Below are 24,654 nucleotides of genomic sequence, written 5' to 3'. Positions count from 1 at the left end.
ATTGATTTTCTTATGTAAAATTTAATTATTGCAACTCATTCAGCCACACAAATCGATTTATAGCCGTAGCATCATAATTTGGGCATGCACCGCTGCTCTGCGTAACATAACCGCTTAGCGTAGCTGCAAACTCCAATATCTCTTCTGCAGGGATATTCTTGTCATTGCGGCAACGTAACGATAGAAAAGCGGCTAAAAATGAATCGCCACTACCAATTGTGTCCTTCACTTCCACTTTCAGAGCAGGATAATGATGACTGAAATGTCCTGCTGTAGAATGATAGATTGCACCCGCGGCGCCATAGGTCACGATCAATTCCGGAACTGCAAAATGATTCATCACGGCCTCCGATTTCGACTGATCGCTCATATCTGGAGGTAAGCCTAACCACGCCGAAACAAAGCCCAATTCTTCTTCATTCATTTTGACTAAATCAGCATAGCCGATCAATTCAAAAATCCGTTCTTTTGTATAAAATGGTGCGCGAAGATTGACATCAAGGATCTTATACTTTGCTTGTTTAACTAAGCCTTTTAATGTCTGGTAGCTGACATCATTTCGTGTGGATAAACTCCCGAACACAAAAAAATCTGCTTCACGAACTGTTTGTAATTCTTGTTCGCCAAGTGTAATGTGATCCCAAGCGACGGGATAGACGATTTCATAGCGAACATCTTTTTTGTCATCAATATGGACTTCTACTGTAGATGTAGGTAAGATATGATCTTCCTGAAATAATGTTAAAGGAATCGAAAGCTCACGGCACAATGAAACAATTTCCTGACCATTTGCATCGCTCCCTACCCTTGTAAGCACATCGGTATAAATCCCCAATTTATTGAGGTGATAGGCAACATTTAGCGGAGCACCACCTAATTTTCTTCCTGTAGGCAGATTGTCCCAAAGAATTTCTCCAAAACAAACCCCCTTAATATTTAATACCTCGTTTTTCATAATATTTTTATCGGAATCAGATGTTTATGATCTTAATTAACCGTAATTCTGTTTTAAATCCTGACTTAGTGCATGGGTATCGGTCCATCCATATCTTCCAAAGATTTTCCTTTGGTTTCTGGCATCATCTTCCATACGTACAATAGCTGCAAAAACATGCAAACTGCAAAAATCATGAAGGTATAACCTCCACCAAGCAGTTCTGTTAATGCAGGAAAACAAAATGTAATTACTGCGGCCATCACCCAGTGGGTTAAGCTTCCCAATGTTTGCCCCTTGGCACGGACATCATTCGGAAAAATCTCAGAGATAAAAACCCAGATTACCGCTCCCTGCGAGAGTGCAAAAAATGCGATAAACAACATCAAATAAATGGTGACTTTTATTCCCTCAATTTGACCCGCAAAGAAAGCGTGCGAAACAAGAGAAAGAGAAGCGATTAGCCCAAATGAACCAATGAACATCAGTTTGCGACGGCCAATCTTGTCGATAAAATTTATACCAATCAAAGTAAACACAAAATTAACAACACCAATACCAACAGTAGAAAGTAAAGAACTCTGACCGCCTAAACCTGCCATCTCAAAAACACGTGGCGCATAATAAATAATGGCATTGATACCGGATACTTGATTAAAAACTGCAAATAGTACCGCTAGAATAACAGGTGTACGGTTCGATTTGGAAAATAATTGGCTCTCACCTTTTTCTTGACCTCTTTGACGGCTGTTCAACATCTGTTCAACATCATTTTCAGCTTGATCACCGCTTACTTTACGCATAATCGCTATTGCTTCATCCTTTTTACCTCGGTGCAAAAGCAACCAACGGGGACTTTCCGGAATAAAGAATATCAGCACAAAGAAAATCAATGATGGGATTGCCTGTACTCCGAGCATCCAACGCCAAGACTCTTCCCCTGTTTGACCTATAAAATAATTTGAAAGGTATGCGACCAAGATCCCAAACACAACATTGAACTGAAATAATCCGACTAGCTTGCCACGGGATTTTGCAGGGGAAATTTCAGAAATATAAATTGGTGCGGTTACAGAAGAGACGCCGACTCCTATCCCGCCTAGAAATCGAAACAAAATAAACATGTTCCAATCTAGGACCAGAGCTGTACCAATAGCAGAGAAAAAATAAAGTGCGGCAACCAGAAACAGAGTATTCTTACGTCCTAATCTGTCCGATGGATATGCGCCCATTGCTGCTCCTATAACTGTACCTAATAACGCGATCGCCATCGTAAGACCATGTTGAAATTCATTTAGAGACCAGAATACCTGAACAGCCTTCTCGGCACCTGAAATAACTGCTGTGTCAAAACCGAAGAGAAATCCCCCCAAGGCCACCACGAATGACCATATCAAAACTGAATTTTTGTTCATTTTAAATTTATAATTGATTTACTCAAAATTAACAGCTAAGATTACAAGACCTGAATTTTTACATGACAAATTGCATCAAATTTACATCAAGATCAAAAAACACATAAACAATTAAAAAACAGCACATTAAAATGCTTTACTAAACAGTGAAAAAGTGTTTTTTTGACAAAAAACATAGGTGATGTTACATTCATCTATAAATCAAAACCTGTGTTGTTTTTACACTAAGTATATTTTAAAATCTTTGAAAATGGGTGAAATTTGACATTTGTCTACACGAGGATCTGCGCTTTATCATAATTGATCAAGATGATCGGTTTTATTTTCTGCGACCTTGAAATATAATTTAGAATAAAACCAATTTATCAAATACGCTGAAAAAGCAATTGGGTGATTAAAAAAAATATGGTTCGTTTTTTTCTATAAAAATAATTCTTGATGACAGTGGAGATATCAATATATTTGTTTAATATGTGATGCAATTGTATATGAAGCAATATATACATCTAAGTTTGAGCATATATCATCAATAATCCATTAATCCAACATGTTAAGAGTATACTGTATATTGTCGATCATGATATCGCTATTGTTTCATTCTTGTAATCCTAAGAATGAGGGCAAAAATTACACAATAGCATTCTCACAATGTACTGGTAATGATTCTTGGCGGGAGACCATGTTGGAGGAAATGAAAAGAGAGTTGTCTTTCTATCCTAATGTTAAATTTATATATCGAGATGCTGAAGGGAGTAACCAAGTACAGATTTCGCAAATTAGGGAACTGCTAAAAAATGATATTGATCTCTTAATTGTTTCTCCGAATGAAGCGGCTCCCGTAACACCAATTGTAGACTCAGTTTTCCAAATGAAAATCCCTGTCATCGTTACAGATCGAAAAACGTCTTCGGGTCTTTACAATGCTTATGTTGGAGCTGATAATCTTACAATTGGTAAATTAGCGGGCCAATATATTTCAAATGTTCTTAATGGAAAGGGACAAATCGGGGTTATTACTGGCTTAAAGGGTACTTCAGCTTCTATAGAAAGAAAAAAAGGCTTGATGATGGGGCTAGATAGTGCCGGTAAAACGCAGGTAGGATTGGAACTTCATTCTGATTGGAGCAGGGCTACAGCCTATGCTTTAGCGAAAAAACAAATTGAAGATTTACAGAAACAAGATCTTATCTTCGCTTTTAATGACCAAATGGCCTTTGGGGCCATCCAGGCTCTCCGTGAAAATGGTAATGACAAAAAGAAAATTATTGGTATCGATGCATTGCCTGGAGCAAAAAATGGTTTGGAAGAAATAGCAAATGGTACGCTTTACGCTTCTATGCTTTACCCAACCGGGGGCACAGAAGCGATCCGGACGGCAATAGCAATTTTAGAAAAAACTCCTTATAAACGGGAAAACATACTGGGCACGCTGGTTATAAATAAAGAGAATGCGAACCTGATGATGCTCCAGTCGAATAAGATTCAAGAACAACAAAAAGATATCGACAAGAGACAGGAGTTTATCGTAAAGCAAAATCAGATTTACAACAACCAAAAAACAACTCTCCAGGTTGTCATGACGAGCCTGGTGATCTCGATTATTCTAGGAGGTATTTCGATTGTTATGATTGGCAACAACCGTAAAAAAAACAAGCAACTTAAAAATCAGAACGAAGAAATTTTACAACAACAGCAACAGATTGTTGAGATGAATCAACAGATTCAAAATGGAGCAGAAGAACAGAGCAAGTTTTTCACCAATGTTTCCCACGAATTCAAGACTCCCCTGACCCTTATCATGGGACCACTTGAAGAATTAGAAAAAGAAAAATCTCTTTCCGCTAACAGTAGAGAAAAACTTGCGTACATCGAACGGAATGCTAAAAAACTTCAAGACCTCGTGCACGACCTCATTGATATCCATAGGATTGATAAATCTAAATTAAAATTACAGGTTACTGCGGTACACATTGATAATTTCATCCAACAGATCATTGCTAATTTTAGACCTTTGGCCAAGAAGAAGGGCATCTCCTTAAGTTATCTCAGCAAGACACCTCTGAAAGAGATCTGGATAAGCGAGCAACTGATGGAACATGCTTTTTCGAACCTGCTATCCAACGCATTTAAATATACCCCAAAAGGAGGAACCATCAGCTTGACCGTAGAAGAAAATACATTTGGAGATTATTTTCTTATCCGTGTAATTGACAATGGATCAGGTATCGCAGCCAGTGACTTAGATCATATATTTGACAATTTCTACAAAGGTGAACAGCATCTTCCTGGATCGGGAATAGGTCTTGCTTATGTAAAACAGATTGTTGAACTTCATCATGGACAAGTAACCGCTAGCAGTAAAAAAGGAATGGGATCTGCTTTCACTTTACGCTTGCCTACGGGTCATCTTCATCTTTTGGAAGAAGAAAAAAAGAACTCCCAATATGAGCCTTCAATATTACACTTTGAAAGAAACTTGCCACAGGAAAATTTGGAAGATTTTGATGTTGATTCGGTCTCCTTCTGTTCCAACAGAGCAGCTAATATCTTGATTGTTGAAGATCATCCTGATATTATGCGTTTCTTGAAAGAAATTTTAGAAAAAGAATATAATCTCATTTTTGCCAAAAGCTATTCCGACGCTCTTAAAAAAATGAAAACCAATTATCCTGACCTGATCCTCAGCGATATTATGCTTCCTGATGAAACAGGTATCGAATTATTGAAAACCGTTAAAAACAATTCGCAGTTCAACCAAATACCCGTACTTCTACTTAGTGCTCTTGATACGGAGGAAAGTATCATTGAGGGAATGCGCCATATGGCAGATGCCTATCTGACAAAACCATTTAAGGTGGACCACCTTAAAGCAGTAGTCGCCAACTTAATTCTGTCCCGTCAGAAACTCAAAGAGCAGTATGGCACTTTGCTCAAGCCTTCGGAAAATAAAACAGAAATTGATTCACATACTCCGCAGGACAAACGTTTTTTACAGGGATTGTCCATGGTTGTCGAAGGACATCTTTCCGATAAAACCCTGAGTGTCGAGGACATTGCCAAGGAACTGAATTTATCACGGATACAACTTTATCGAAAAACAAAAGCATTATTAAATTGCAGTGTCAATGACTATCTTTTACAACGGCGTATGGCTAAAGCACAAAACCTACTGCTCGAAGGCCTACATGTAAATGAAATTGCAGAAAAAGTAGGTTTTTCTTCCGGGACATATTTTACGGCAGCATTTCGTAAACAGTTCGGTGTAACTCCAACCGTTTTTCGAAAGGATCAATTAAAAGGATAAGTCGTTGGAATTTTCTACGGCGAAACACTTTGGCTTGAAGTGCTTTTGTAAGTAAGATAATTTGAATTTAACAATTTTAGTGCATTAACACTGGAATGGACTGTAAAAAATTAACAGGGGAATGTCGATGTCTAATTTCAATCAAAAAACATAAATCATTCAAGATTAAAATCAAGAAGGATTTCATAAAATAATTATTTGTCATGTATGAGATTTGATTAATTAACATAGGGGAGTAATTGACCTAATTAGATCCTTTCAATAACCGCTAATCTCCGATTAATCAGGTTCTGCACAGCTTCAGATTTTAATTCCTCAGAACCAAAGCTTCGTTTATCTTTAGTACAAGAGCTACATGCGGTAGCATCCAGCTTATTGCTATTGCCACATGAGCATTCCCAAACTTCTTTACACGATGAAAACATGCCCTTTGACTCTTTAACGGTAACGACTTCTGGAAATAGCTGTAACAAGCCCTCTCCTTTCAATGTCTGTAGATAGGCATTATCTTGAGCGGAATACCAGTCTTTGTCTAAGCTAAGTACCTTCAATGCTGCCTTTTTTGCTAATAAAGATCCTGCTAACAGCTTCTCAACCTGATCGTAATCGATAAGATTGGAACTGCTGATAGCTTTGCTAATGATCTTAAACTGTGCGCCGGTTAAATCTTCCGACAGCAACTGTCCATAGAGTATGGCTATAGCTTGGTCTTTGTCCAGGAAATCAAAATAACGGAAGAGCATGGCTTGACGGTCTTTGAATTCTTGATCCTCCCCTGTTTCATTCATTGCTTTAAATAGTAGGGGTACAAATTCGGTCAATCGGGATGTGGCTATAAACTCGGCTGTAGCATTGTCCATTGAATAGATACCGGTATAGCGTTCTTTGATCAAGCTTGCCTTGACTTTGTGCTTAATAACTGATCCATCGATATCTCCATCTACCGCTTCTGCCTGTATATGTTTAATTTCATTGAGCAATACAGGTGTACCGATAGCGGTGATCATGAACATTTGCGTTCCTTTGCCCGAGATCTCATCAATATTGACGCTGAAGCCTATAACCGCATCTGCCCTATAGCTACGGGCATTTTGCTTTAAAGACTCCACTACGCTCTTATAGAGCTCCTGTAATTTGTTTTCATAATTGCGGGAGCGCCCACCGAAAAATCCCGAAGGGATCTGCGAAGCAAACGCCACGAAGCTCGCTCCTGATTGCACTCAAAGCATTGGTTCCAATAACAGCTGTTGCTGATATGGGATTGTTGTGGTAATTGGTTTGATTAAAAAATACGGGAAGCCGTAAGAATGGTATAAAACCAATAAAGCCATTCTGTTAAGAATGGCTTTATTGGTTATTTTATATGATCTATTGGATTTATTTCAGTTTTTCAATCTCGTCGATGGTAAGGCCTGTCGCCTCAGCAATTTGGTCTACTGATAATCCCATCGATTTTAGCTTTACAGCCGTCTCAATAGCTTTTTGGTGTTGGCCTTCAGCTTTAGCAATTGCAACTGCTTTCTTGGATGCTTGCTTAGCCTCTTCCAATTGTTTTTCTAGTCCTTCAACTTGTTCCTGTTGATACATCCGCACTGCTTCTGCATCCCATTTACGTTTTAAACTAATATCATACATAGTCCGTTCCTCCTTTGTCAATTTTACGTAGCTGGCCAACTGAAAGAAGCGTTGAAATACTGCCGATTTCATGATCCGTGGCAAGGTCTTTAACGTAGACATATTCTTGAGCATATAAAATACTTTGTCCAGTTCGTCTTCAACCTCAGCTTCGCTATTAACAAAGTTAATAATTTCTAAATAGATAAACCCCAAACCCTCGTAAAATATTTGTCCTGAATCTCTATTACACAGGCAGGTATCGTGAAAATAGGTTTTATAATCACCTCCCGGCATATGAAAACCATCCATCAGGACAATGGTGTAAACCTCAGGAATAGCGTATCCCCAGGCTTTGCGGTTTCCTTTGGGCGCTGTATCTGAAATGACCTTGCTGGCATAATACAGCATACGTTGCTTCAGGTTGGTCTGTGTACTTGTCTGCATCTCGATGATGATCTCTTCTCCTGTACTGATCTGAACTACAAGATCAAAGATAACTTTGCCGATTTCTTCGGTTGCACCGATACGCTCGGTATCTCTATACGTCAGATCAACGATGGTCTTTCGACCACGAAAGATGATGTTAAGAAAGTTGATCAGGTTGACTTTGTCTCCGAATAACCGTTTAAAGCCCTCATCGGTGGTCGGATCAATAAAAACGGGCTGAACGTGATTTTTCATAATTTTAGGATCTGCTTAAATAATTAATGTTGCTAAGCAAACATCAGAAAAACTAAAATTATTAGCCGGTTATTAAACGTTTGTAGTCGACAGTAGTCGTTTGTTGTCGGCTAGCTGGCAACAAAAGCATCAACCTGTTAACCTAATCTTGCTTTCCGGACACAAAAAAAGCCACATCTCATGACGTGGCTTTAACTAAACATATGGATTAAACTTTATCTACTTATACGAGTTGATGGATTGGGATACTTTCCAGTTACCTTCGTCATTTACCAGTGTCACTAGATCAGTTTTAGTAAATCCTTCAAACTGCATCGTTACTTTTGCTATCATATAGTCCGCAGATTCCTGTACGATGGTGGTGCTAGTTTTACAGTTTAACTGCTCTCCTTTTTGCTTTTTCAAGAAGGAAATAACTTCAGAACGGCTATTGGTTTTATCTTCTACTGCCTGTACTTTTTGGCTGAAGTCTGTCGTAAACAATTGCTCTACTCCTGCCGATTGTCCTTCTGTCATAACCGCAACGTAATGATCAATGGCTAGATCTGCTGTAGATAAATTGACCACTGCTTTTTTAGGGTTTGCTACCTCTGGTTTGCCTGCTGCCATAGTGAAAGTAGATACTGCGATCAAGGCTGCTGCCGCGAATGTTTTTGCTATAGTGTTCATAATGTCTTTATTTTTATATTGTTAGTTCTTATTTGTTGATTCAAAAGTAAGATGTAGATCGTCCCTACCCTATGGCAATTAGACTAAACCAACTAAAAACTCGGTGAATGAAGGAAATGGATAGGTGAAATTATTTTAAACTTTTTTGAACTATTCTATTAGACAGGTGTTCTTATTATACAAAGCGATAACAAACATACTTTCAGCATGAAAGTGGATAACGATAAATGACGTAATACAGTAAATAAATCCAATTGCTTCAAAACAATTTGGATGATGAAACAAAAAAGAGGAAACGATAAGAAACATAAAAATTACTGTGCAGTTAAACGCCAAGATAAAGGGTCTAATGAGAATTAGGCCCTTTTGATGTTTAAAAATGGCCTAATTCTCATGATTATTTACAGTGTTATATATCGTTTTATACGTAACTTAATAAGATTAGATTTATTGGTTATAATGACTAAATCTATTTCTTCAAACTTTATCAAATATTGCTTATCTAGGTACTTTATGATTGTTTCATTATTGCTCTGTAGCTATAGCGCTAAAAGTCAAGAAGACGAAACAATTCAATTTTACCCACTCGAGAGTTTTATACCGACTCCTCGAATTGCTATATAATTTACATGAAGAACTTTTGAAAGCTTTTCTAAAAACTTATGAAAGAATCATCATAGAATTTAGTGCAATGAAAGTCATTAATTTATAAGAGATAAATTCTGTAGATAAAATTTACATAAAATAGAATATACTCTTTGAAACAAAAATTTGAAAATAAAGCAAAGAAATTAACATGAGACTGATCTTCCTTTTTTTCTTTTCAATAGGACTTGCTTATGGTCAGTCAGGCCAAGAACTGGCTGTAGGCTATGCAGATCGCTATGACAGCCTTCCAGCAATACATATTGAGATTGCAGAGAAACAACTTTATGAAAAGGCTACTCCCGCGCCGAAAATGATATTTTCCCACGTTGCCATAAAGAAGAACACACTGATAGTACCTACAGGAAAAGGCCTCATTACACTCAAAAAATATGACGATTCGCTCCGACAAGACGACGGTTTTCGCGGCTGGCAGTATATGGGATATTTCCCGCGCTTGCTGATGCATGCTTTAGTAAACCATAGTGTTTCTGAACATCTCGGATTTAACGACATGGTATTGCTGGACAGCGCTACTTCCGATCAGTATGGGATTGTCTCTATCGGAGATGCTGCCGTATCGCTCTCCATCCATTCTCCCGACGGACGCTTTCTTGCCTACTACTACAACCATGTATATGAACGCAATAGTTGCTTTATAGGACTTCTAGAAATACGCGATGGCATGATCAGCTCTCATGCCCGAATTTCAGAAATGGCAAGCTTTCAGACCAAGAATTGGGCAGTGGAAGATATCAAATGGGTCGACAATACGTCCTTTATCATGAAAACTTATGTCCTAAAGGAACGAGGAGTAATGGAGGAAAGACAGTATACGTATTACTTGGCTAGGCTGGATAGTGCGATTAAGAAAACTGAATAATTTGATAATTAAAAATAAGGATGTGAAACCATCAAATATCTTGGCTGGAACATCAGATTTATTTCTGATGCAGGAGTAATAGTCTAACTGCATGTTATTTTGGCGATTATATAGTCACCAGACTCCTGTACAATTGTGGGCTAGTTTTATAGTTTAGAATAAACCAGCAAAAAACTTAGTGAACGGTCGAAATGACTAGGTGAAGTTGTGAGGACCGATTCAAAATGTTAAATTCACCATACAATATATTTAACAGAGCTAATGTAACTGCAAATAATGACCGAAAAAAGCGAACATAACTGTATTAATACTGATGATTTACTCGAAAAGACTAAAATAAACATAGACAAATTTGGTCTTCAGGTTATTACAGTCGCTGCGACAAACTATCTGCCATCTTTTACTTATAGCATTGGTCTAACGCAGAGATACCATCATCCTGAAATAATCTGCTTTGGTCTACCGACCGATTTGGCACACGAAATCACCAATGTTATTGCGGACCTAATCAAAGATGGTGAGGTGTTTACACCCGGAGAAATTTACTGCAACATCTTCTATGAAAGTAAGGCTATGTTTATAGCGGTAGATAAAAGAAACATCGATGATTATTTTGGTACCGGGATAAACTATTATCAAGACAAACAATTTGATGCGCTTCAATTAATCTGGACGGACAGTAATGACAGATTTCCATGGGAGGAAAATTTTGAAGAAAAATATGTTTACATACAACCTTTGCTTAATAGGAATGCTGAATTTAAGTTTTATGAGCCTAAGAATTTAACAACTTTTACAACGCGGCAATGGCTTGAAGAAAAAGAGCCTATATTGCATGTCGTGCATGATCATGATGGTGACTGGCAGTTTCTGACAGGAGATCAAGTACCAGAAGATATTAAAATCGTTGCACTTGAAGAATTAACTAAGAAAGACATTACATTGAACGAAATATTTGACCTTGAATATGGCGAAGAAGCAGAACGCGATACCATAGGTGGAAAATGGATACGAAATAGAATTGAAGAGGATGAAGAAGAGTAATCAATAGATTATCTATCCTTTAGTCATTATGTATTAAAAAGAATGAAAAATGGATAGAATATTTTTATCTATATGCGATGTTAGAAGTATTTGTGAAATTTTCAGAGACCAAAACAACAACAGACAAATATGAAAAAAGGGATAATTTTACTAGGGCTTTGTGTACTAATTGTCGTCGGTGGTCTCCACGCCAAAAGAAAATTTCACGACCCAAACAATCGACTGGACAAGGTAAAAACAGAGGTCAAAAAACTTGCGAACAAAAGCAAAATTAAAAATGGCGACTTAATTTTTCAAACTTCACTTTCAGGACAAAACAAAGCAATCCAACTAGCAACAAAATCAAAATATTCACATTGCGGTATCATTTACAGCGACAATGGACAACATTACGTTTTTGAAGCAGTGCAGCCCATTAAGCTAACAACACTTGACAAATGGATCGCTCGGGGCAAAGACGGACATTATGTAATTAAGCGACTAAAAAACGCTGATAAAATTTTGACAACTGAAACAATTCAAAAAATGAAACAAGAAGGCGACAAGTTTAAAGGTAAAAATTATGACCTAACTTTTGAATGGAGTGATGACAAAATTTATTGTTCTGAACTAATCTGGAAAATCTACAAACGTGCGACAGGGCTTGAAATTGGCAAACTTGAAAAACTAAGCGACTTTGACTTAACAGACGAAGTTGTTAAACAAAAAATGAAAGAGCGTTATGGCCACAAAATACCGCTTAACGAAGTTGTAATTTCACCAAAAGCGGTATTTAACAGCGAACTATTAGAAACAATAAATGTAAATTAATAAATAGCCATATACCTATATGGCATTCTATGATCAAGATTGCATTGACTTTATTATTTTTACGTAACTAATCAAGAGAACACACTTAAAACATATTGCGGAAAGATCACAACAGTAAAACCCTATAATTCAGAATGACTGAAAATAATAATGGACCTCCCTATTCATCACATAATAGTTAGTAATCCTATAATCTACCGAAATACTTGGAGCTTCAACCTGGTATTTCATTCTCCTATCTTTAATAATGTTTATTTAAAAAAAGGAAATTGGAAAACACTAGAAAAATAAAAAGCTAATAAGCGTAGAAATGATAATTTGAAATGAATATATAAAAGGTATATTGTTTATATTAAAATTCACTTTAACAAAAGTGTCATATCAGAAATAATTCAGACAATCCTATTATGCTTTGTATCTACAAAAAATAGAAACTAAATGTTAAAATATCCACTTATACTGATACACGGAACTGGAGCAAAAGACAACACTTTGTTCTGGGGAAGAATTCCAAAATTGTTAAAGGAGTTAGGAATTAATGTATTTTATGGGTATACAGATGCTTGGGGCTCAATTGAAGATAATGCAAAGTTACTTCAATTAAGAATAGAAGATATAATCCATAAGACCGGTGCAGAAAAAATTAATTTAATAGCGCATTCAAAAGGTGGCATTGACGCGCGCTTCCTGATTTCGACTTTGCAATATGGTCAAAAAATAGCTTCCTTAACAACAATATCAACGCCTCATCACGGTACTTTAATTGCAGATTATTTTTTAAATAACAGAACCTTCCAAAGTTCACTTGCGAAACGCATACTCCCTGTTTTGGTCAAAATTTTCGGTGACAATAATCCAAATATTTATAATGTAATAAATGAGCTAAGCATAAATTATATGGAAAGTTTTAATCAAAATAACTTAAATGATCCATTGGTATATTACAATAGTTATGCATCTGCTATGGCTTCTAAAAAAGATGACTTCCTATACTCTTGGACATATCAGTATTTAATAAAGAACGCCGGAGAAAATGATGGACTTGTACCTGTGAAATCGGCAGTTTGGGGTGATAAATTTCAATTATTCACGGATAGTAGGCGTGGTATTTCACATGGTGAAATAACTGACATAAAACGGAGGAAAATTGGAGCATTTGACATTCCCGAGATTTACCGTAAAATAACAGATGATCTTTCTAAAAATGGTTTTTAATGGTATACTTCTGAAAAACATCAGGTTTCTTAACTAGATAATGAAATCAAAATTATTTAATAAAATGCATAATGTTGGTGAATAAACATGATTTGCTACTTTTTCAATATCTTCAAATAAAAGATTAATAAAAAGTTGTTTTTTCAAAAAGGAAATACCTTCAGAACGTCTGCTGGTTTTAATTCTATGATCAATCTCGCAATAAATCTGATTCCCAATTTCAAACTATGACATCAGTTTTTTAAAGGCATCTACAAAATTTAATAGCGCAATATTTGTTTTAGAATCCGTTAAATGCCCTTTTTCATTTATTTTCCCTTTTATTCCAGAAATTAAAAGTGTAGTCTCTGTCGTGAAATTTGCCATTAACGTTTCCATAATTAGCTGTAATTCTACATGTCCTTTTTCTCCATGAGCTGATGCTGTTATTATCCCCAACGGTTTGCCAGAAAATACAGTTGTTGACACACACCATTCGATCATATTTTTGAGTCCGCTGGGTATACTGAAAACATACTCAGGTGTACAAATTAAAACCCCATCAGCTATTTCAATCTCTTTTCTAAACTTTAAGATTTCTTCTGGTGTATTTTCGATAGAAAGTTCAGGATCAAAATGTGGAAGAGTTTTAAGATCATTAAAAACTTTGATATTTAGAGTATCCTGTGTAAGGTCAACGATTAAAGTTATAAGCTTTTGATTTGACGAATAGCTACTCGCACTACCATTTATTACAAAAATATTTTTCATAAGTTATTTTAATCCTAAATTATTAAGAGCTAAATCGCCTTTTCATAACAATTGAAAACTCCTTTTCGAAAATTAACAGTGCCCACCAGATGATATCCTTTTTTTAAATAAACGGCATTCGCTGTTTCATTTAATGAAAAGGCATCAAAACGAATGGATTGGTATTTGTGTTCAACAGCATATTGTTCTGCATATCTGATCATTTTACTAGAAAGTCCTTTTCCTTGAGCAACTGGTTTTACATATAGACGATGAATCACTAGAAAGGGAATGCTGGTATTCCAATTTAAGTCATTATATTCTTCATCACATTTTTCATTTAGAGCCATATACGCGACTAGCTCGCCCTGCTCTTCATAAATAAATGCCTGCTCCTTGTCAATATCCTGTTGTAGTACCATCTTATTCGGATATTCTTGATCCCACTGATCAACACCTTCACGCAACATATCAATCTTTACCTCCTCCAGTACCTTTGACGCTTGAATAATATCGCTTTGAATTGCTTTTCTAATCATTTCGTTAACTATCGTTCTATTTTGAAATTTATGCTTGCAGAGCTTAAACTAATAATCATTTTAAAATATGGTTATTTAGCCTAAAACTTCCTACAGTTGTGTATAGCATTAAATAGCATTAACCTTAATTTTTCCTATTTTAGTTGAAAGATATTATCAAATCTAACTAAGTCAAAACTACAATCTTTTTCTCATTTAACAAGTTCTAAAAGAAGTTAGATTAATGCTTGGTCATGGTTTAGTTTTACGCTATGCAACAGATTTAGACATTACAAATTAAGCCGATGTAACTTCACTCTTCTGTAGAATTGCCATAACGCAACGAATCAAAATAAATTATAATGTCGACCTTAGTACGAGTTATTTCAGCTATATATTTCTTTGTATCAAAGTCACTTAACATTGTCTATTTTCGTGAAGCAATAAAAAAATATTCAATACTTTGTGAACGTGGTCTTGCTATCGAAAAGCAGAAGCCACATCTCTCAACGTGGCCTTAACTAAACATATGATTTAACAGTAAATTATTTGTACGAGTTGATCTATTGGGATACTTTCCAGTTACCGCTGTCATTGAATAATGTCACGAGATCGACTTTGGTAAAGTTTTCAAACTGCATGGTTAATTTGGCAATCATATAGTCACCCGACTCCTTTACGATGGTGGTACTGGTTTTACAGTTTAACTGCTCTCCTTTTTGCTTTTTCAAATAAATATTAACGGAATCTCAAACATACTGTTAGCCAAATACATAATGGAGTATACGCTCTAAAAAAATAGCTTCCAAAGAGGCTTTCTTTTAAAAAGATGCCGATATTCTTGCAGGTATTCATCCATAATACGTGGCTTTCTGAGAATTAAGGCAGTAATAGTATCGCTCTCCGGCTCCGGAACCTTAATTGCCAGATCATCAAGTTCAACAATATGAGTCGCCAACCATCTAGGTAATTTTGATTTTTTAATTAATCGACTAAGTAATTCGTCAGGCGTAATATCCTCATATTCTATTTTACGACATGTTATGTGCGATAATTTTGCGGCCATTTCTAGGTTCGTAATAGCTTGAGGCCCTGCAAGAACAATTGACCGTTGGTTTAATTCATCCGTTGCCAATAAATAATTTACGGCGACCGTTGCTACATCACGGCAGTCAACGTAATTTCGCTTAGCGTGACCTAAAGCGCCGTAAATTTTACCAAAATATTGAATTGTTAGTGCATTTCGTTCCCAATTTTGCATAAATGAATGTGGTCTTAAGCAACAGAAATCATCCATATTTTGTGAAAGATAGTCCTCTACTTTACTATGCCATTGGCTTACCTCCACTTTGGCAGGAGACTGAACTACAGGTGCAGACAATTTAACGATTCGTTTTATACCACTTTGTTTGGCAGCATCAATTATATTAATTTCCTGTTCAACCTGATCTGGAGATGTTGCAGTTAAAAGAAACAATGCATCTGCCCCAATACAAGCTTCTTTAAGTTGGCCCCTTGAATTTAAGTCGGCACTAACATAGGTTATATTCGAAGGTTGGGTACCTATCAGTACAGGATAAGGTCGTTCAGGACTTCTGAGAACCCCTCTTGCTATACAATCAGAATCTTTTAGTTGACGCATTACTTCTCTTCCAACTGTACCTGTGCATCCAAAAACAACTATGGTCGGCTTAATTTTTTTCATTTTTATAATTTTTTATATGTTGACGGATTGTTAATATCGTTGCACCAAGAAATGCTGAGGTTATTATATTAAAGCGTTCTGATTGAAGTTTAAATAGCGATGTGCAAAACATCCCCAAACCAATCATTAACAGAATAATCAAAAGGGATCCTACCCACTTTTTTCGCACGAATATTTGTCTCAGCTCGAATTGCCAAAGTATAATAAAGCTAAGTATCGTTGACAACAAGGAGGATAATCCTATAGTCGTGTAGCTTGCCATCATAAGATCAGTTTTTTGAAGAAAAAAAGCTGGTATAAAAGACATTAAGGTAGGAAATACATAAGCGGGAATAGCTGCAACCATCAATAAGCGCAGGCTGAAATCTGAAGGGGGACAATCTCTATTTTTCATATGATAGTAAGAATAATTATTTTCAAATGTGTATTTAGTGGATAATTATTTATTTATCTCCTACCAATACGATAGCTCAGTGCAGCTTTTCCGTAAGCCATGTTAGAAATAGAGAAATTATTCACTGTCTTTTGTGTGCTGTCGAATAGCTCATAACGATTCAAAAGCCCCATTCCACCTTGTACCTGAAGCCAGACCCCTCCTATCAAGTGTTGATGTACCTGTAGACCGCCATGTATAGTGGAGAACTGCGCATAATCGACTTCCTTAACACTATAACCGCGATAATTTTTTAAGTTAAATCGAGTCCAGTCTATTGAACCCGCCAAACCTACCTGTGTGTTTGGACTCACATTATAAAGCACGTTTAATCTAGGCCAATAAAACTGGGCTAACCATTTGTTGTCGGTGCTTCGATAATCAATTGATATTCCTGGAGTAATTAAAGTCTCTCCGAAAGAATGTAAGGCATGAACACCTAATCCTATTTCGAGATTCGATGCAGTTCCAAATTTTTTCGATACACCAAGTATTCCGTCCAGAATCAGATCATCAAAGGAAAGAGATTTTTTAAAATCCGTAGCTAGGGTTGGCATTACGATTCCCAAAATAGACCATTTACTCGAAATCGGGTGTCGGATAATAATTACCGATTTTATCTCATGAATTCTTTCAATCCGGTTGGGATCATCAATCGTTTCGTTGTCATAATTGAAATCCATTAAACGATAATTCAAATTACTAAAAATGCTTGTCCTGCCTATTTTTACAGGGGGAATTGGCAGCCATACATCATAGGTATTCAGTTGAAATTTATTTCCTGAAAGGGAACTTTCTTGTGGCAAATCTTTGAAGTTAGCTTTACTATGAACAGTAGCGGCAATCCCTCCAAGGTCCTGAATAATCTGACTATAGCTTTTATTTGAAAAGAGGAGCGCTAAGATAAGAATACAAAAATATGGCCATTTGGTTATGACTTTGTATTTACAATAAAAGGTAATTTGGAGGCCAGTCCTGATACCGAAGTTTCTAATAGAAATTAATGTTTTCATTTTCTTTGGATTTAATAATACAAAGGTGGACTGAAAACAAGAATTGCTTTAAAACTAAACCTCTCTTTACTCGGACAAATCCTGCATAAAGGTAATTCTATATTCCGAGGGGGTTACTCCAGTTATTTTTTTAAATAAGCGTCCAAAGTAGCTAGGATCGCCATAATTAAGCTCAAAAGCAATTTCAGAAATACTCTTGGTCAGGTCCTGTAAAAGGAGCTGGCTCTGCAAGATACTGACTTTATTGATCCATTCCTTTGGACTTTCACCAATGGTTTCCTTGACACATCTGTGGAGATAATTTTCAGAAACAGACAGTTCACCGGCATAAAATAAGATCGACTTATGTTGCAGATAATGTTTGTAAACCAGCTCCTTAAAGTTAAAAGTAATTTCTGCACTCCGGTTTATACTTTTATTCAGTTCTTTACTGGAAGTAAAAATCTTCTGAAGTCCTGCCTGTAAAAGAGAATAACAAATGCCAAGATTCGGATTGGGATAATATATCTCAATACTCAATAGTTCAAACAGAGATGTTAACCATGCGCTACTCTCCTCTGGTAAATGAATAACTGTATTAGCAGAAAAGATTTTAATGAGTTCCTGCTTTGACAGCAATTGATTGAGTGTCTGGTCTTCAAATAAGATCATGTGTCCCGCGGCATCTGGGCTTACTTCCTTCAATGAAGTTACGTTCCCTTGTTTGACAAATAAGATTTCATCTTGTTTTATTGACACCAAATTAGCATCGACCTGTTGTTTTGCACTTCCTCTTGTAATATGAACAATAAAATTGAATTCGGGTCTATGTAATGGCGTGGGGACTTTAATGAAACCAGATGTTTTTCCAATATCATGTATCTGAACAGGGGTTCTTAAAATTGCAAAGTCAGTTGACATCTCTGACATAAACTGCCCCCTGAAATCTGTTGGAGTTATTCTCTTTATTTTAGACACAGCACAAAACTATAGGATAAATGATATCAAGTATAAACTTTTATTAGCAAATGAACGGAATTTAGATTTACCATCATTGTTTTTATTGATAAAATAATTTCATTTTTCCTTTTTTCATATTTTTGAACTGCAAATAAAATCATAAAAAAAATGCTCAGCTACATACTGGGGACTTTATTTGCTATTGCAGTGATATACCTATCGTATTTTAATAGTAGATTCATAATGAAATTTATTTTTAACATGATTTTTTTTCATTGAAGATCGTTTATAATGTTATTCCAAACATATTAACAATGTTATTTTTTGTTTCTAATTGCATCAGCCCCACATCCCCCAACTCAAACCTTGATGCTTTGCTTAAGCAATTGTTGATTCAAAAGTAGGGTGTAATTCATCCCTACTCTATGGCTATTATACTAACACAATAAAAAACTCGGTGAATGAGGGAAATGGATCGATGAAATTATTTTATTTTTCTAACCCTAGCTTACTGTTTGTTTTTTCGTCGAAAAGCAAAATAAATAATAATTGCACTAACTGACATTAATACGGAAGCTAAAAAAAATGGTGCTCCAGAAAACTTAAACGGTGCTTTATCATGTGTAAAATAATAGAATAGGTTTGTCATAATCGGAGGACCTACTATTGAAGTCGCACTCACTAGACTGGTTAATGCCCCTTGAAGCTCACCTTGTTCATTTGAAGGAACATTTTTACTTATTATTGATTGTAGTGCCGGTCCGCATATTCCTCCTAAAGAATAGGGTACGAGGAAAATAAACAGCATCCATCCTTCATTAGTAAATGCAAATAACATTAAACCCAATGCATATAATAATAACCCAAAATAGATACTTTTCTGTTCTCCTAATTTGGGAGTGGTCCATCTTATTAAGAGTCCTTGTACTAATCCGGTCAATAAACCCAGTAAACCTAGTGATAGACCTACAACTCGCTCTGTCCAATTAAATTTATACATGGTAAAAAAATGCCAGTTACTCTGTACTGCATGAAGAGCTATGTAGACCAGAATTAAAGCAAAAATAAGATTTGATATTTTTGACTGTTTTCTCAAAAAATTAAATGTACCGATGGGATTTGCTCGTTTCCAGTCAAATGAACGACGTTTATCTTTATCTAAACTTTCTGGTAGTACAAATAACCCATAAAGAAAATTCACCATACATAGCAAAGCTGTTGCATAAAAGGGAACTCGAGTTCCATAATACCCAAGTAAACCGCCAGTTACCGGGCCTATAATAAATCCTAATCCAAAAGCAGCTCCGATTAGGCCGAAATTTTTCGTTCTATCTTCATCGGTGGATATATCTGCAATGTACGCACTTGCTGTGGAAATACTTGCCCCTGTAAGCCCAGCAATGATTCTTCCAAAAAATAACCAACCCATGGATGGTGCAAATGCTAACAGCATATAGTCAACTGCAAATCCAAAAAGAGAAATTAAAAGGATTGGGCGCCTTCCATATTGATCACTAAGATTTCCCACTATAGGCGCAAATATAAATTGGGTGATAGCATACGCAAATCCGAGCCATCCACCATATTTGGCGGCTTCACTAAGGTCACTATGAATAAATTCTCCGATGAGTTTTGGAACTACTGGAAGTATAATTCCCCAACCTGTAATATCAATCAACAATGTGATAAATATAAATCCTATGGCCGCTTTTTTATCTGTTTTTCTCATGCAGTAAAAGTAAAAAGAGACAAAAGGAAGGTATTGACAATTTAATGGTATTTACATACAATCTGAAAGTTGATCTTATTTACCCATCAATAACGGTTAAAAAACAACTATCATTAATTATTCATTTCTGTAAGTTTTAGGCGATATTCCAACTGCTCTTTTAAAATATCTGCAAAAAACACTTGTTTCTTCGAAATGAAGTTCATTGCTTATTTCTTTAATGGATAGACTAGAGGATTTTAGTAATGTTTTAGCATGTAGAATGGTGAGATGATCAATCCATTGTAAGGCAGATTTTCCAGTTTTCTGTTTTAGAAAACTGGAAAGATACTGCGGTGTTAAATGAAGTTTTTCAGCATAAAATGCAACGCTTCTATGTTGGTTAGCATACTTAGCAATAAGGAGATAAAAATCATCTATGATCTCATGTTTGCGGCTCTTTACTACGCTTTTGCTATGAGGTAAATTAGAATATACTTCAGAAATCATACTTATTAAAACTAGAACAAGATGCCGTAGCATTTGTGTCTTATTTGGACTCGCTTTCTTATGATAGAAATTTTGTATAAGTGTGAGTAAATCATGTTGAAGGTTTATTTCGTCGGGCTGAAGCCTTACAATTGGTTCCCATCTAATTTGATCATTCATGACAAACTCACGTAGAATGGGAAATTCTGTAATAAAATCTAATGAAAGACCAATTGTTATTATTTCTGCATGTTCACTCAATGACTTTGTTTCGATCATCAATTGCGGTTGTAAAACAGCAATATCACCTGCGTTTATATCATATTCAAGAAAATGGATTTGCGATTTCATGGATCCTTTTATCATAAATCCCAATAATAAACCATCAAACAGACGACTATGACTTGTAAATTTCTTATTTGGGGCGTTTTGCTGACTAAGAATTACTATCCCTTCCGTCTTTTCAGCAGGATCAAGATTATATAATTTATAGACATTATCCAAAGTTATAAATAGAGGCATGTTCAAATGTCGGAAAAAAAATACACCTATAGCAAGTGGCGTCCAGGTAGTACCTTACAAATTGTATGTAAACACAATAAAATTGCAAAATTATAGATGAAATGATTTCAATAATTGATAAATTTGAGAATTACAATATTGACTTTCCACTTGATACTGCGATCAAAGGTTTTTATAGATCTCTTGATCAATATTATTCGATAATTCGAAAAATGCTTTTACATTGTCTTTTTTCACGAACCCGCTTCCTACTTTCCAACTTGATAAAACCTCAAAATTGAAGAAAGTTAACGCCGTAGGCGTGTTTATTTCTTTCCGTATTTAGTTATTGCATAACCGTCAAAGCGTATTAATTCTAATTCTTGTTTTCCCTTTGGTAGATTGTAATAAAAATTATAAAATTGAACAACTCTACCTTTGGGATAATTTTCTTTAGTAAAGTTAGAGGTTATGGCAGATTTCTTGATTATTTCTAGATTCTTTTGAACTAGCGTTGCCCTAGTTCCGTTTCCATAAATTTTGACTTCACAACTATCTTTTGGCAACAATGTAAAAGTATTTGATAATAATGCTTTTCTTTCGGTTAACATCCATTCTTTTTTCATTCCTCGTAATTGTGCTACTTCAAATTCAGCGCTTTGGATAATTTCCAAAACATTATTGCTATCTCTATCATTTATGCCTTTTGTTAGTTTAGCAACAGCATTATAGAGTTTATCAAGTAATTCCTTCGAATTTGTCAACTGAACTGATTTATTTAAGGTAGATAGTTCGATAGGAACTTTAGCTTTAAACTTTATGGTTTTCAAAAAGTAACCATTCTTAATGTTTTCTTGGGTTATATCATCATCAGATAATTGATAATTTACTAAAATATTTTCTTCAGGAAAATCGGATTTATTTGAAATGATCGATACCCCTTTAGCTGACTTGACCAATAGAATTTCTAAAATCGGTTTTCCTTGTTTTTTGTAATTTGTCAAATCAATCAACACTTTTAATTCTTGCTCTCCATTTTTGTCAATCGCTATGTCAATAAAATTCGGAATGGTATTTCCGAAGAATTCAAGCCCTCGAAATACTGGATAATCATTTATTGAGATTTCTGTCGGATAATAAAAAGTCGTTTGAATGCCATAGTTATTCTGTTCCAAACTGGATTTTAATCTATCTAAAAGTTCTGTCTTTCTACCTTGCCCGTTGGAATAAGTTACCGCAAGTAATGCGATGATAAATAAACAATATTTTTTCACAATTCTATATTTTTATATGTGTCGGTCTAACCTTTTAAGCTAAAGAATTTGGTATTTATGAAGGAGGAAAAATAGATATATTCCGATAATACTGCCCCCATTCCTATGATACTTCACTTCCCTGATTTTGGTTATCTAATGATTTTTATCAGTAACTTGACAATATTACCTTTTTTTTCTTAGACATTCCCTTTAAATTCAATAGGATGTGAAGTATGCACAATCATATCCAGCACGGCATCTGCAATTGTGACTTCTCCGATCACAAGGGAGATCTAACTAACAATTATAAATTATCCTTAACTTATGTCAATTTGAAAAACTTGGTGCATGAAGGAAAGGGAGAGATGAATCTATGGGCTTTGACTGTTTTTTATTACATTAGAAAAAGATATCGCCCTCGTATAAATAGTAAAGACGAATTGGTAAAGATTAGATTATATGAAACCAAACTATTTAAGTGCTAGTTATTCATTCATTATTATTTTAATCAGTTGTGGATTACTTTATAAATTCTATATAAATAATGTAAATAATACTTTTATATGGGGAATTGTATTTATAGTGATAGCTGTTTTTATTTTTGTATTTATTTCATCTTTTAAAGGTATTGGAATATTTAAAACTGAAAAAGAGGCTAATAAGTATAAAGGAAAATTATCATATAATAACGATGCTTATACGGTCATTACCTATTCTAAGGATATTGTAGTATCCTGGAATTCTGTAGAGGCTATATTTTATATTAATTCCCCCCCGCTTGATGGCGAATATCATAATAAGGAATACAGAATTTTTTTAAATAATGACCCTGTAATCATAAATAAAAGACCTTTAAAATGGTATGATACCATACTGCCATCGCCTAAAAAAGAAGAATATCCAATGATTAAAATTGATGATTATTATAACATTGATTTTGATACATTTTTACCTTCCATAGAAAGGTTTCTTATGATTAAAAATATACCACCAGGCTTTTTAAATGGCAAATTTGGAAACCAAGTAGACTATGCAAAAAAAGAAAAAGCAGTCATTGGAGTTCCCCATAATAAATTGTTAATGACGACAGGATTTTACGTATTATATGATAAAGGAAGTCATAGCGACTTTGAATTAAAAGAATATAGAAAAAATGCAACAATCCTTCGTTAGCGACTTACAATATATGATTAAACAATCAATTACTTGTACGCGTTCATCGACTGAAATACTTTCCACCTACAGCTTTTATTGACTAACGTAACAAGGTCGGGTTTGATAAAGCCCAAACTGCATCGATATAAATATAGAAAGTCACTCTCGACAGAATGGCCTTCTATATTTTATAGGATCTATTTGATTTTCCTAAGCTTTTAGCTCCCCATTACTTCATCTGTATTAGTTCAAATAATCAACATTTGTCATAAAAAAATTGGATGTTTTAAAGCTCAAAATAGAATCCTGATTCTTTCAGAGATTCGTATTTGTCTCTATCGAAGCTGTAAATCTTGGCCGCACGAGAATGGCGATCTGGCTGCTTTTCGCTATGATCAACTAGCAATCCCATACTCAAAATCTTTTTACGGAAATTGCCCCGATCAATCGCTCTCTGCAGAATGGTTTCATATAGCTTGTGTAGTTCTGGCAATTTGAATTGCTCGGGCAATAATTCAAACCCTACTGGCTGGTAGCGTATCTTTCCTTTCAGACGCTCAATGGCAACGGATAAAATCTGATCGTGATCAAAAGCTAATGCCGTGGCTTCGCCCAAACTGAACCACTTTACTTCTTCAATGTCAAGACCTGCCTCAATAAGATAATCGGTGGACTTGACCAAGGCATAGTAAGCAATGCTGATAACTCGAAAACGGGGATCTCGATCGACATTTGAAAAAGTATACAGCTGCTCCAAATAGATATCTTCTAGTCCAGCTTCTTCCGCCAGCTTCCGACGGGCACATTCATCAGCAGTCTCTTGTTCTAAAATAAATCCCCCAGGGAATGCCCATTGGCCTAAAAAAGGTTCGAGACCACGCTTCGTTAGCAACACTTTGAGTTCTCCGTTACCAAATCCGAAGATGACACAGTCTACTGTGACTGCTGGTCTTGGATATTCATATGTGAAAGTTTTTTTTGTGCTGGTCAT

22 protein-coding genes are annotated in these 24,654 nt (G+C 35.5%); 6 read left to right on the top strand and 16 right to left on the bottom strand.

The window, feature by feature from the left end:
• Positions 1–25: 25 nt before the first annotated feature.
• Complete coding sequence (locus tag HCX49_RS03195) at positions 26–955, bottom strand: carbohydrate kinase family protein (protein WP_168126102.1); 930 nt, start codon at positions 953–955, stop codon at positions 26–28.
• Between the two features lie 65 nt (positions 956–1,020).
• Positions 1,021–2,349, bottom strand: a complete 1,329-nt coding sequence (locus HCX49_RS03190; protein WP_168126101.1) for a sugar porter family MFS transporter — start codon at positions 2,347–2,349, stop codon at positions 1,021–1,023.
• A gap of 547 nt (positions 2,350–2,896) precedes the next feature.
• On the opposite strand from HCX49_RS03190, the gene HCX49_RS03185 reads away from it, so the two are divergent.
• Positions 2,897–5,653: a substrate-binding domain-containing protein gene (locus HCX49_RS03185; protein WP_168126100.1), complete on the top strand. Its 2,757-nt coding sequence runs from the start codon at positions 2,897–2,899 to the stop codon at positions 5,651–5,653.
• 248 nt (positions 5,654–5,901) lie between these two features.
• Here the strand turns inward: HCX49_RS03185 and HCX49_RS03180 are convergent, their stop codons facing one another.
• From HCX49_RS03180 to HCX49_RS03170, 3 genes are all read right to left on the bottom strand, one after another.
• The gene (locus HCX49_RS03180) at positions 5,902–6,873 is read right to left on the bottom strand and encodes a heavy metal-binding domain-containing protein (RefSeq protein WP_206368190.1); all 972 of its coding nucleotides are present in this window, start codon (positions 6,871–6,873) and stop codon (positions 5,902–5,904) included.
• Between the two features lie 157 nt (positions 6,874–7,030).
• Positions 7,031–7,951 (bottom strand): Rpn family recombination-promoting nuclease/putative transposase, encoded by a 921-nt coding sequence (locus HCX49_RS03175; protein ID WP_168126098.1) that lies wholly within the window; start codon positions 7,949–7,951, stop codon positions 7,031–7,033.
• Positions 7,952–8,170: 219 nt separating this feature from the next.
• Positions 8,171–8,620 (bottom strand): nuclear transport factor 2 family protein, encoded by a 450-nt coding sequence (locus HCX49_RS03170; protein WP_168126097.1) that lies wholly within the window; start codon positions 8,618–8,620, stop codon positions 8,171–8,173.
• Between the two features lie 1,084 nt (positions 8,621–9,704).
• On the opposite strand from HCX49_RS03170, the gene HCX49_RS03165 reads away from it, so the two are divergent.
• From HCX49_RS03165 to HCX49_RS03150, 4 genes are all read left to right on the top strand, one after another.
• Entirely contained in the window at positions 9,705–10,148 is a 444-nt protein-coding gene (locus HCX49_RS03165; RefSeq protein ID WP_168126096.1) for a hypothetical protein, read from the top strand.
• A gap of 276 nt (positions 10,149–10,424) precedes the next feature.
• Positions 10,425–11,192, top strand: a complete 768-nt coding sequence (locus HCX49_RS03160; RefSeq protein ID WP_168126095.1) for a DUF4262 domain-containing protein — start codon at positions 10,425–10,427, stop codon at positions 11,190–11,192.
• Between the two features lie 129 nt (positions 11,193–11,321).
• Complete coding sequence (locus HCX49_RS03155) at positions 11,322–12,002, top strand: YiiX family permuted papain-like enzyme (RefSeq protein WP_168126094.1); 681 nt, start codon at positions 11,322–11,324, stop codon at positions 12,000–12,002.
• A gap of 438 nt (positions 12,003–12,440) precedes the next feature.
• Positions 12,441–13,217, top strand: a complete 777-nt coding sequence (locus HCX49_RS03150; RefSeq protein ID WP_168126093.1) for an esterase/lipase family protein — start codon at positions 12,441–12,443, stop codon at positions 13,215–13,217.
• 225 nt (positions 13,218–13,442) lie between these two features.
• Here HCX49_RS03150 and HCX49_RS03145 read toward each other — a convergent pair whose 3' ends face one another.
• The 10 genes from HCX49_RS03145 to HCX49_RS03100 all read right to left on the bottom strand — a co-directional run bounded on the left by HCX49_RS03145 (position 13,443) and on the right by HCX49_RS03100 (position 22,526).
• Complete coding sequence (locus HCX49_RS03145; protein WP_168126092.1) at positions 13,443–13,967, bottom strand: NADPH-dependent FMN reductase; 525 nt, start codon at positions 13,965–13,967, stop codon at positions 13,443–13,445.
• 29 nt (positions 13,968–13,996) lie between these two features.
• On the bottom strand, positions 13,997–14,485 hold the full coding sequence (locus HCX49_RS03140; protein ID WP_168126091.1) for a GNAT family N-acetyltransferase: 489 nt from the start codon (positions 14,483–14,485) through the stop codon (positions 13,997–13,999).
• Positions 14,486–15,027: 542 nt separating this feature from the next.
• Positions 15,028–15,195, bottom strand: coding sequence for a hypothetical protein (locus HCX49_RS03135; protein WP_168126090.1), 168 nt, complete (start codon positions 15,193–15,195; stop codon positions 15,028–15,030).
• Positions 15,196–15,254: 59 nt separating this feature from the next.
• On the bottom strand, positions 15,255–16,169 hold the full coding sequence (locus HCX49_RS03130) for an NAD(P)H-binding protein (protein WP_168126089.1): 915 nt from the start codon (positions 16,167–16,169) through the stop codon (positions 15,255–15,257).
• A complete protein-coding gene (locus tag HCX49_RS03125; RefSeq protein WP_168126088.1) occupies positions 16,156–16,563 on the bottom strand; it encodes a hypothetical protein in 408 nt (135 codons plus the stop codon). Before HCX49_RS03125 ends, HCX49_RS03130 begins: the two co-directional genes overlap by 14 nt.
• A gap of 53 nt (positions 16,564–16,616) precedes the next feature.
• On the bottom strand, positions 16,617–17,615 hold the full coding sequence (locus HCX49_RS03120) for a DUF6268 family outer membrane beta-barrel protein (protein WP_168126087.1): 999 nt from the start codon (positions 17,613–17,615) through the stop codon (positions 16,617–16,619).
• Positions 17,616–17,681: 66 nt separating this feature from the next.
• The gene (locus HCX49_RS03115) at positions 17,682–18,572 is read right to left on the bottom strand and encodes a helix-turn-helix domain-containing protein (protein WP_168126086.1); all 891 of its coding nucleotides are present in this window, start codon (positions 18,570–18,572) and stop codon (positions 17,682–17,684) included.
• 490 nt (positions 18,573–19,062) lie between these two features.
• Entirely contained in the window at positions 19,063–20,283 is a 1,221-nt protein-coding gene (locus HCX49_RS03110) for a TCR/Tet family MFS transporter (protein WP_168126085.1), read from the bottom strand.
• Between the two features lie 117 nt (positions 20,284–20,400).
• Entirely contained in the window at positions 20,401–21,273 is an 873-nt protein-coding gene (locus HCX49_RS03105) for a helix-turn-helix domain-containing protein (RefSeq protein ID WP_168126084.1), read from the bottom strand.
• Positions 21,274–21,578: 305 nt separating this feature from the next.
• Positions 21,579–22,526 (bottom strand): hypothetical protein, encoded by a 948-nt coding sequence (locus HCX49_RS03100; RefSeq protein ID WP_168126083.1) that lies wholly within the window; start codon positions 22,524–22,526, stop codon positions 21,579–21,581.
• 441 nt (positions 22,527–22,967) lie between these two features.
• Here HCX49_RS03100 and HCX49_RS03095 point away from each other — a divergent pair, with 441 nt between their 5' ends.
• Positions 22,968–23,681, top strand: coding sequence for a hypothetical protein (locus tag HCX49_RS03095; RefSeq protein WP_168126082.1), 714 nt, complete (start codon positions 22,968–22,970; stop codon positions 23,679–23,681).
• A gap of 268 nt (positions 23,682–23,949) precedes the next feature.
• Here HCX49_RS03095 and HCX49_RS03090 read toward each other — a convergent pair whose 3' ends face one another.
• Positions 23,950–24,654, bottom strand: coding sequence for an NUDIX hydrolase (locus HCX49_RS03090; protein WP_168126081.1), 705 nt, complete (start codon positions 24,652–24,654; stop codon positions 23,950–23,952).

Source organism: Sphingobacterium sp. B16(2022), assembly GCF_012030425.1.
GTDB classification, from domain to species: domain Bacteria; phylum Bacteroidota; class Bacteroidia; order Sphingobacteriales; family Sphingobacteriaceae; genus Sphingobacterium; species Sphingobacterium anhuiense.
The sequence above is the reverse complement of the archived record's forward strand: the minus strand, read 5'-3'. Positions and strand labels throughout refer to the sequence as shown.

Excerpts from the sequence above, each read along its gene's own strand:
- HCX49_RS03195 (WP_168126102.1), bottom strand. The coding sequence starts at position 955 with ATGAAAAACGAGGTATTAAATATTAAGGGGGTTTGTTTTGGAGAAATT.
- HCX49_RS03190 (WP_168126101.1), bottom strand. The coding sequence starts at position 2,349 with ATGAACAAAAATTCAGTTTTGATATGGTCATTCGTGGTGGCCTTGGGG.
- HCX49_RS03185 (WP_168126100.1), top strand. The coding sequence starts at position 2,897 with ATGTTAAGAGTATACTGTATATTGTCGATCATGATATCGCTATTGTTT.
- HCX49_RS03175 (WP_168126098.1), bottom strand. The coding sequence starts at position 7,951 with ATGAAAAATCACGTTCAGCCCGTTTTTATTGATCCGACCACCGATGAG.
- HCX49_RS03170 (WP_168126097.1), bottom strand. The coding sequence starts at position 8,620 with ATGAACACTATAGCAAAAACATTCGCGGCAGCAGCCTTGATCGCAGTA.
- HCX49_RS03165 (WP_168126096.1), top strand. The coding sequence starts at position 9,705 with ATGGGATATTTCCCGCGCTTGCTGATGCATGCTTTAGTAAACCATAGT.
- HCX49_RS03160 (WP_168126095.1), top strand. The coding sequence starts at position 10,425 with ATGACCGAAAAAAGCGAACATAACTGTATTAATACTGATGATTTACTC.
- HCX49_RS03155 (WP_168126094.1), top strand. The coding sequence starts at position 11,322 with ATGAAAAAAGGGATAATTTTACTAGGGCTTTGTGTACTAATTGTCGTC.
- HCX49_RS03150 (WP_168126093.1), top strand. The coding sequence starts at position 12,441 with ATGTTAAAATATCCACTTATACTGATACACGGAACTGGAGCAAAAGAC.
- HCX49_RS03145 (WP_168126092.1), bottom strand. The coding sequence starts at position 13,967 with ATGAAAAATATTTTTGTAATAAATGGTAGTGCGAGTAGCTATTCGTCA.
- HCX49_RS03140 (WP_168126091.1), bottom strand. The coding sequence starts at position 14,485 with ATGATTAGAAAAGCAATTCAAAGCGATATTATTCAAGCGTCAAAGGTA.
- HCX49_RS03130 (WP_168126089.1), bottom strand. The coding sequence starts at position 16,169 with ATGAAAAAAATTAAGCCGACCATAGTTGTTTTTGGATGCACAGGTACA.
- HCX49_RS03125 (WP_168126088.1), bottom strand. The coding sequence starts at position 16,563 with ATGAAAAATAGAGATTGTCCCCCTTCAGATTTCAGCCTGCGCTTATTG.
- HCX49_RS03120 (WP_168126087.1), bottom strand. The coding sequence starts at position 17,615 with ATGAAAACATTAATTTCTATTAGAAACTTCGGTATCAGGACTGGCCTC.
- HCX49_RS03110 (WP_168126085.1), bottom strand. The coding sequence starts at position 20,283 with ATGAGAAAAACAGATAAAAAAGCGGCCATAGGATTTATATTTATCACA.
- HCX49_RS03105 (WP_168126084.1), bottom strand. The coding sequence starts at position 21,273 with ATGCCTCTATTTATAACTTTGGATAATGTCTATAAATTATATAATCTT.
- HCX49_RS03095 (WP_168126082.1), top strand. The coding sequence starts at position 22,968 with ATGAAACCAAACTATTTAAGTGCTAGTTATTCATTCATTATTATTTTA.
- HCX49_RS03090 (WP_168126081.1), bottom strand. The coding sequence starts at position 24,654 with ATGACCAGCACAAAAAAAACTTTCACATATGAATATCCAAGACCAGCA.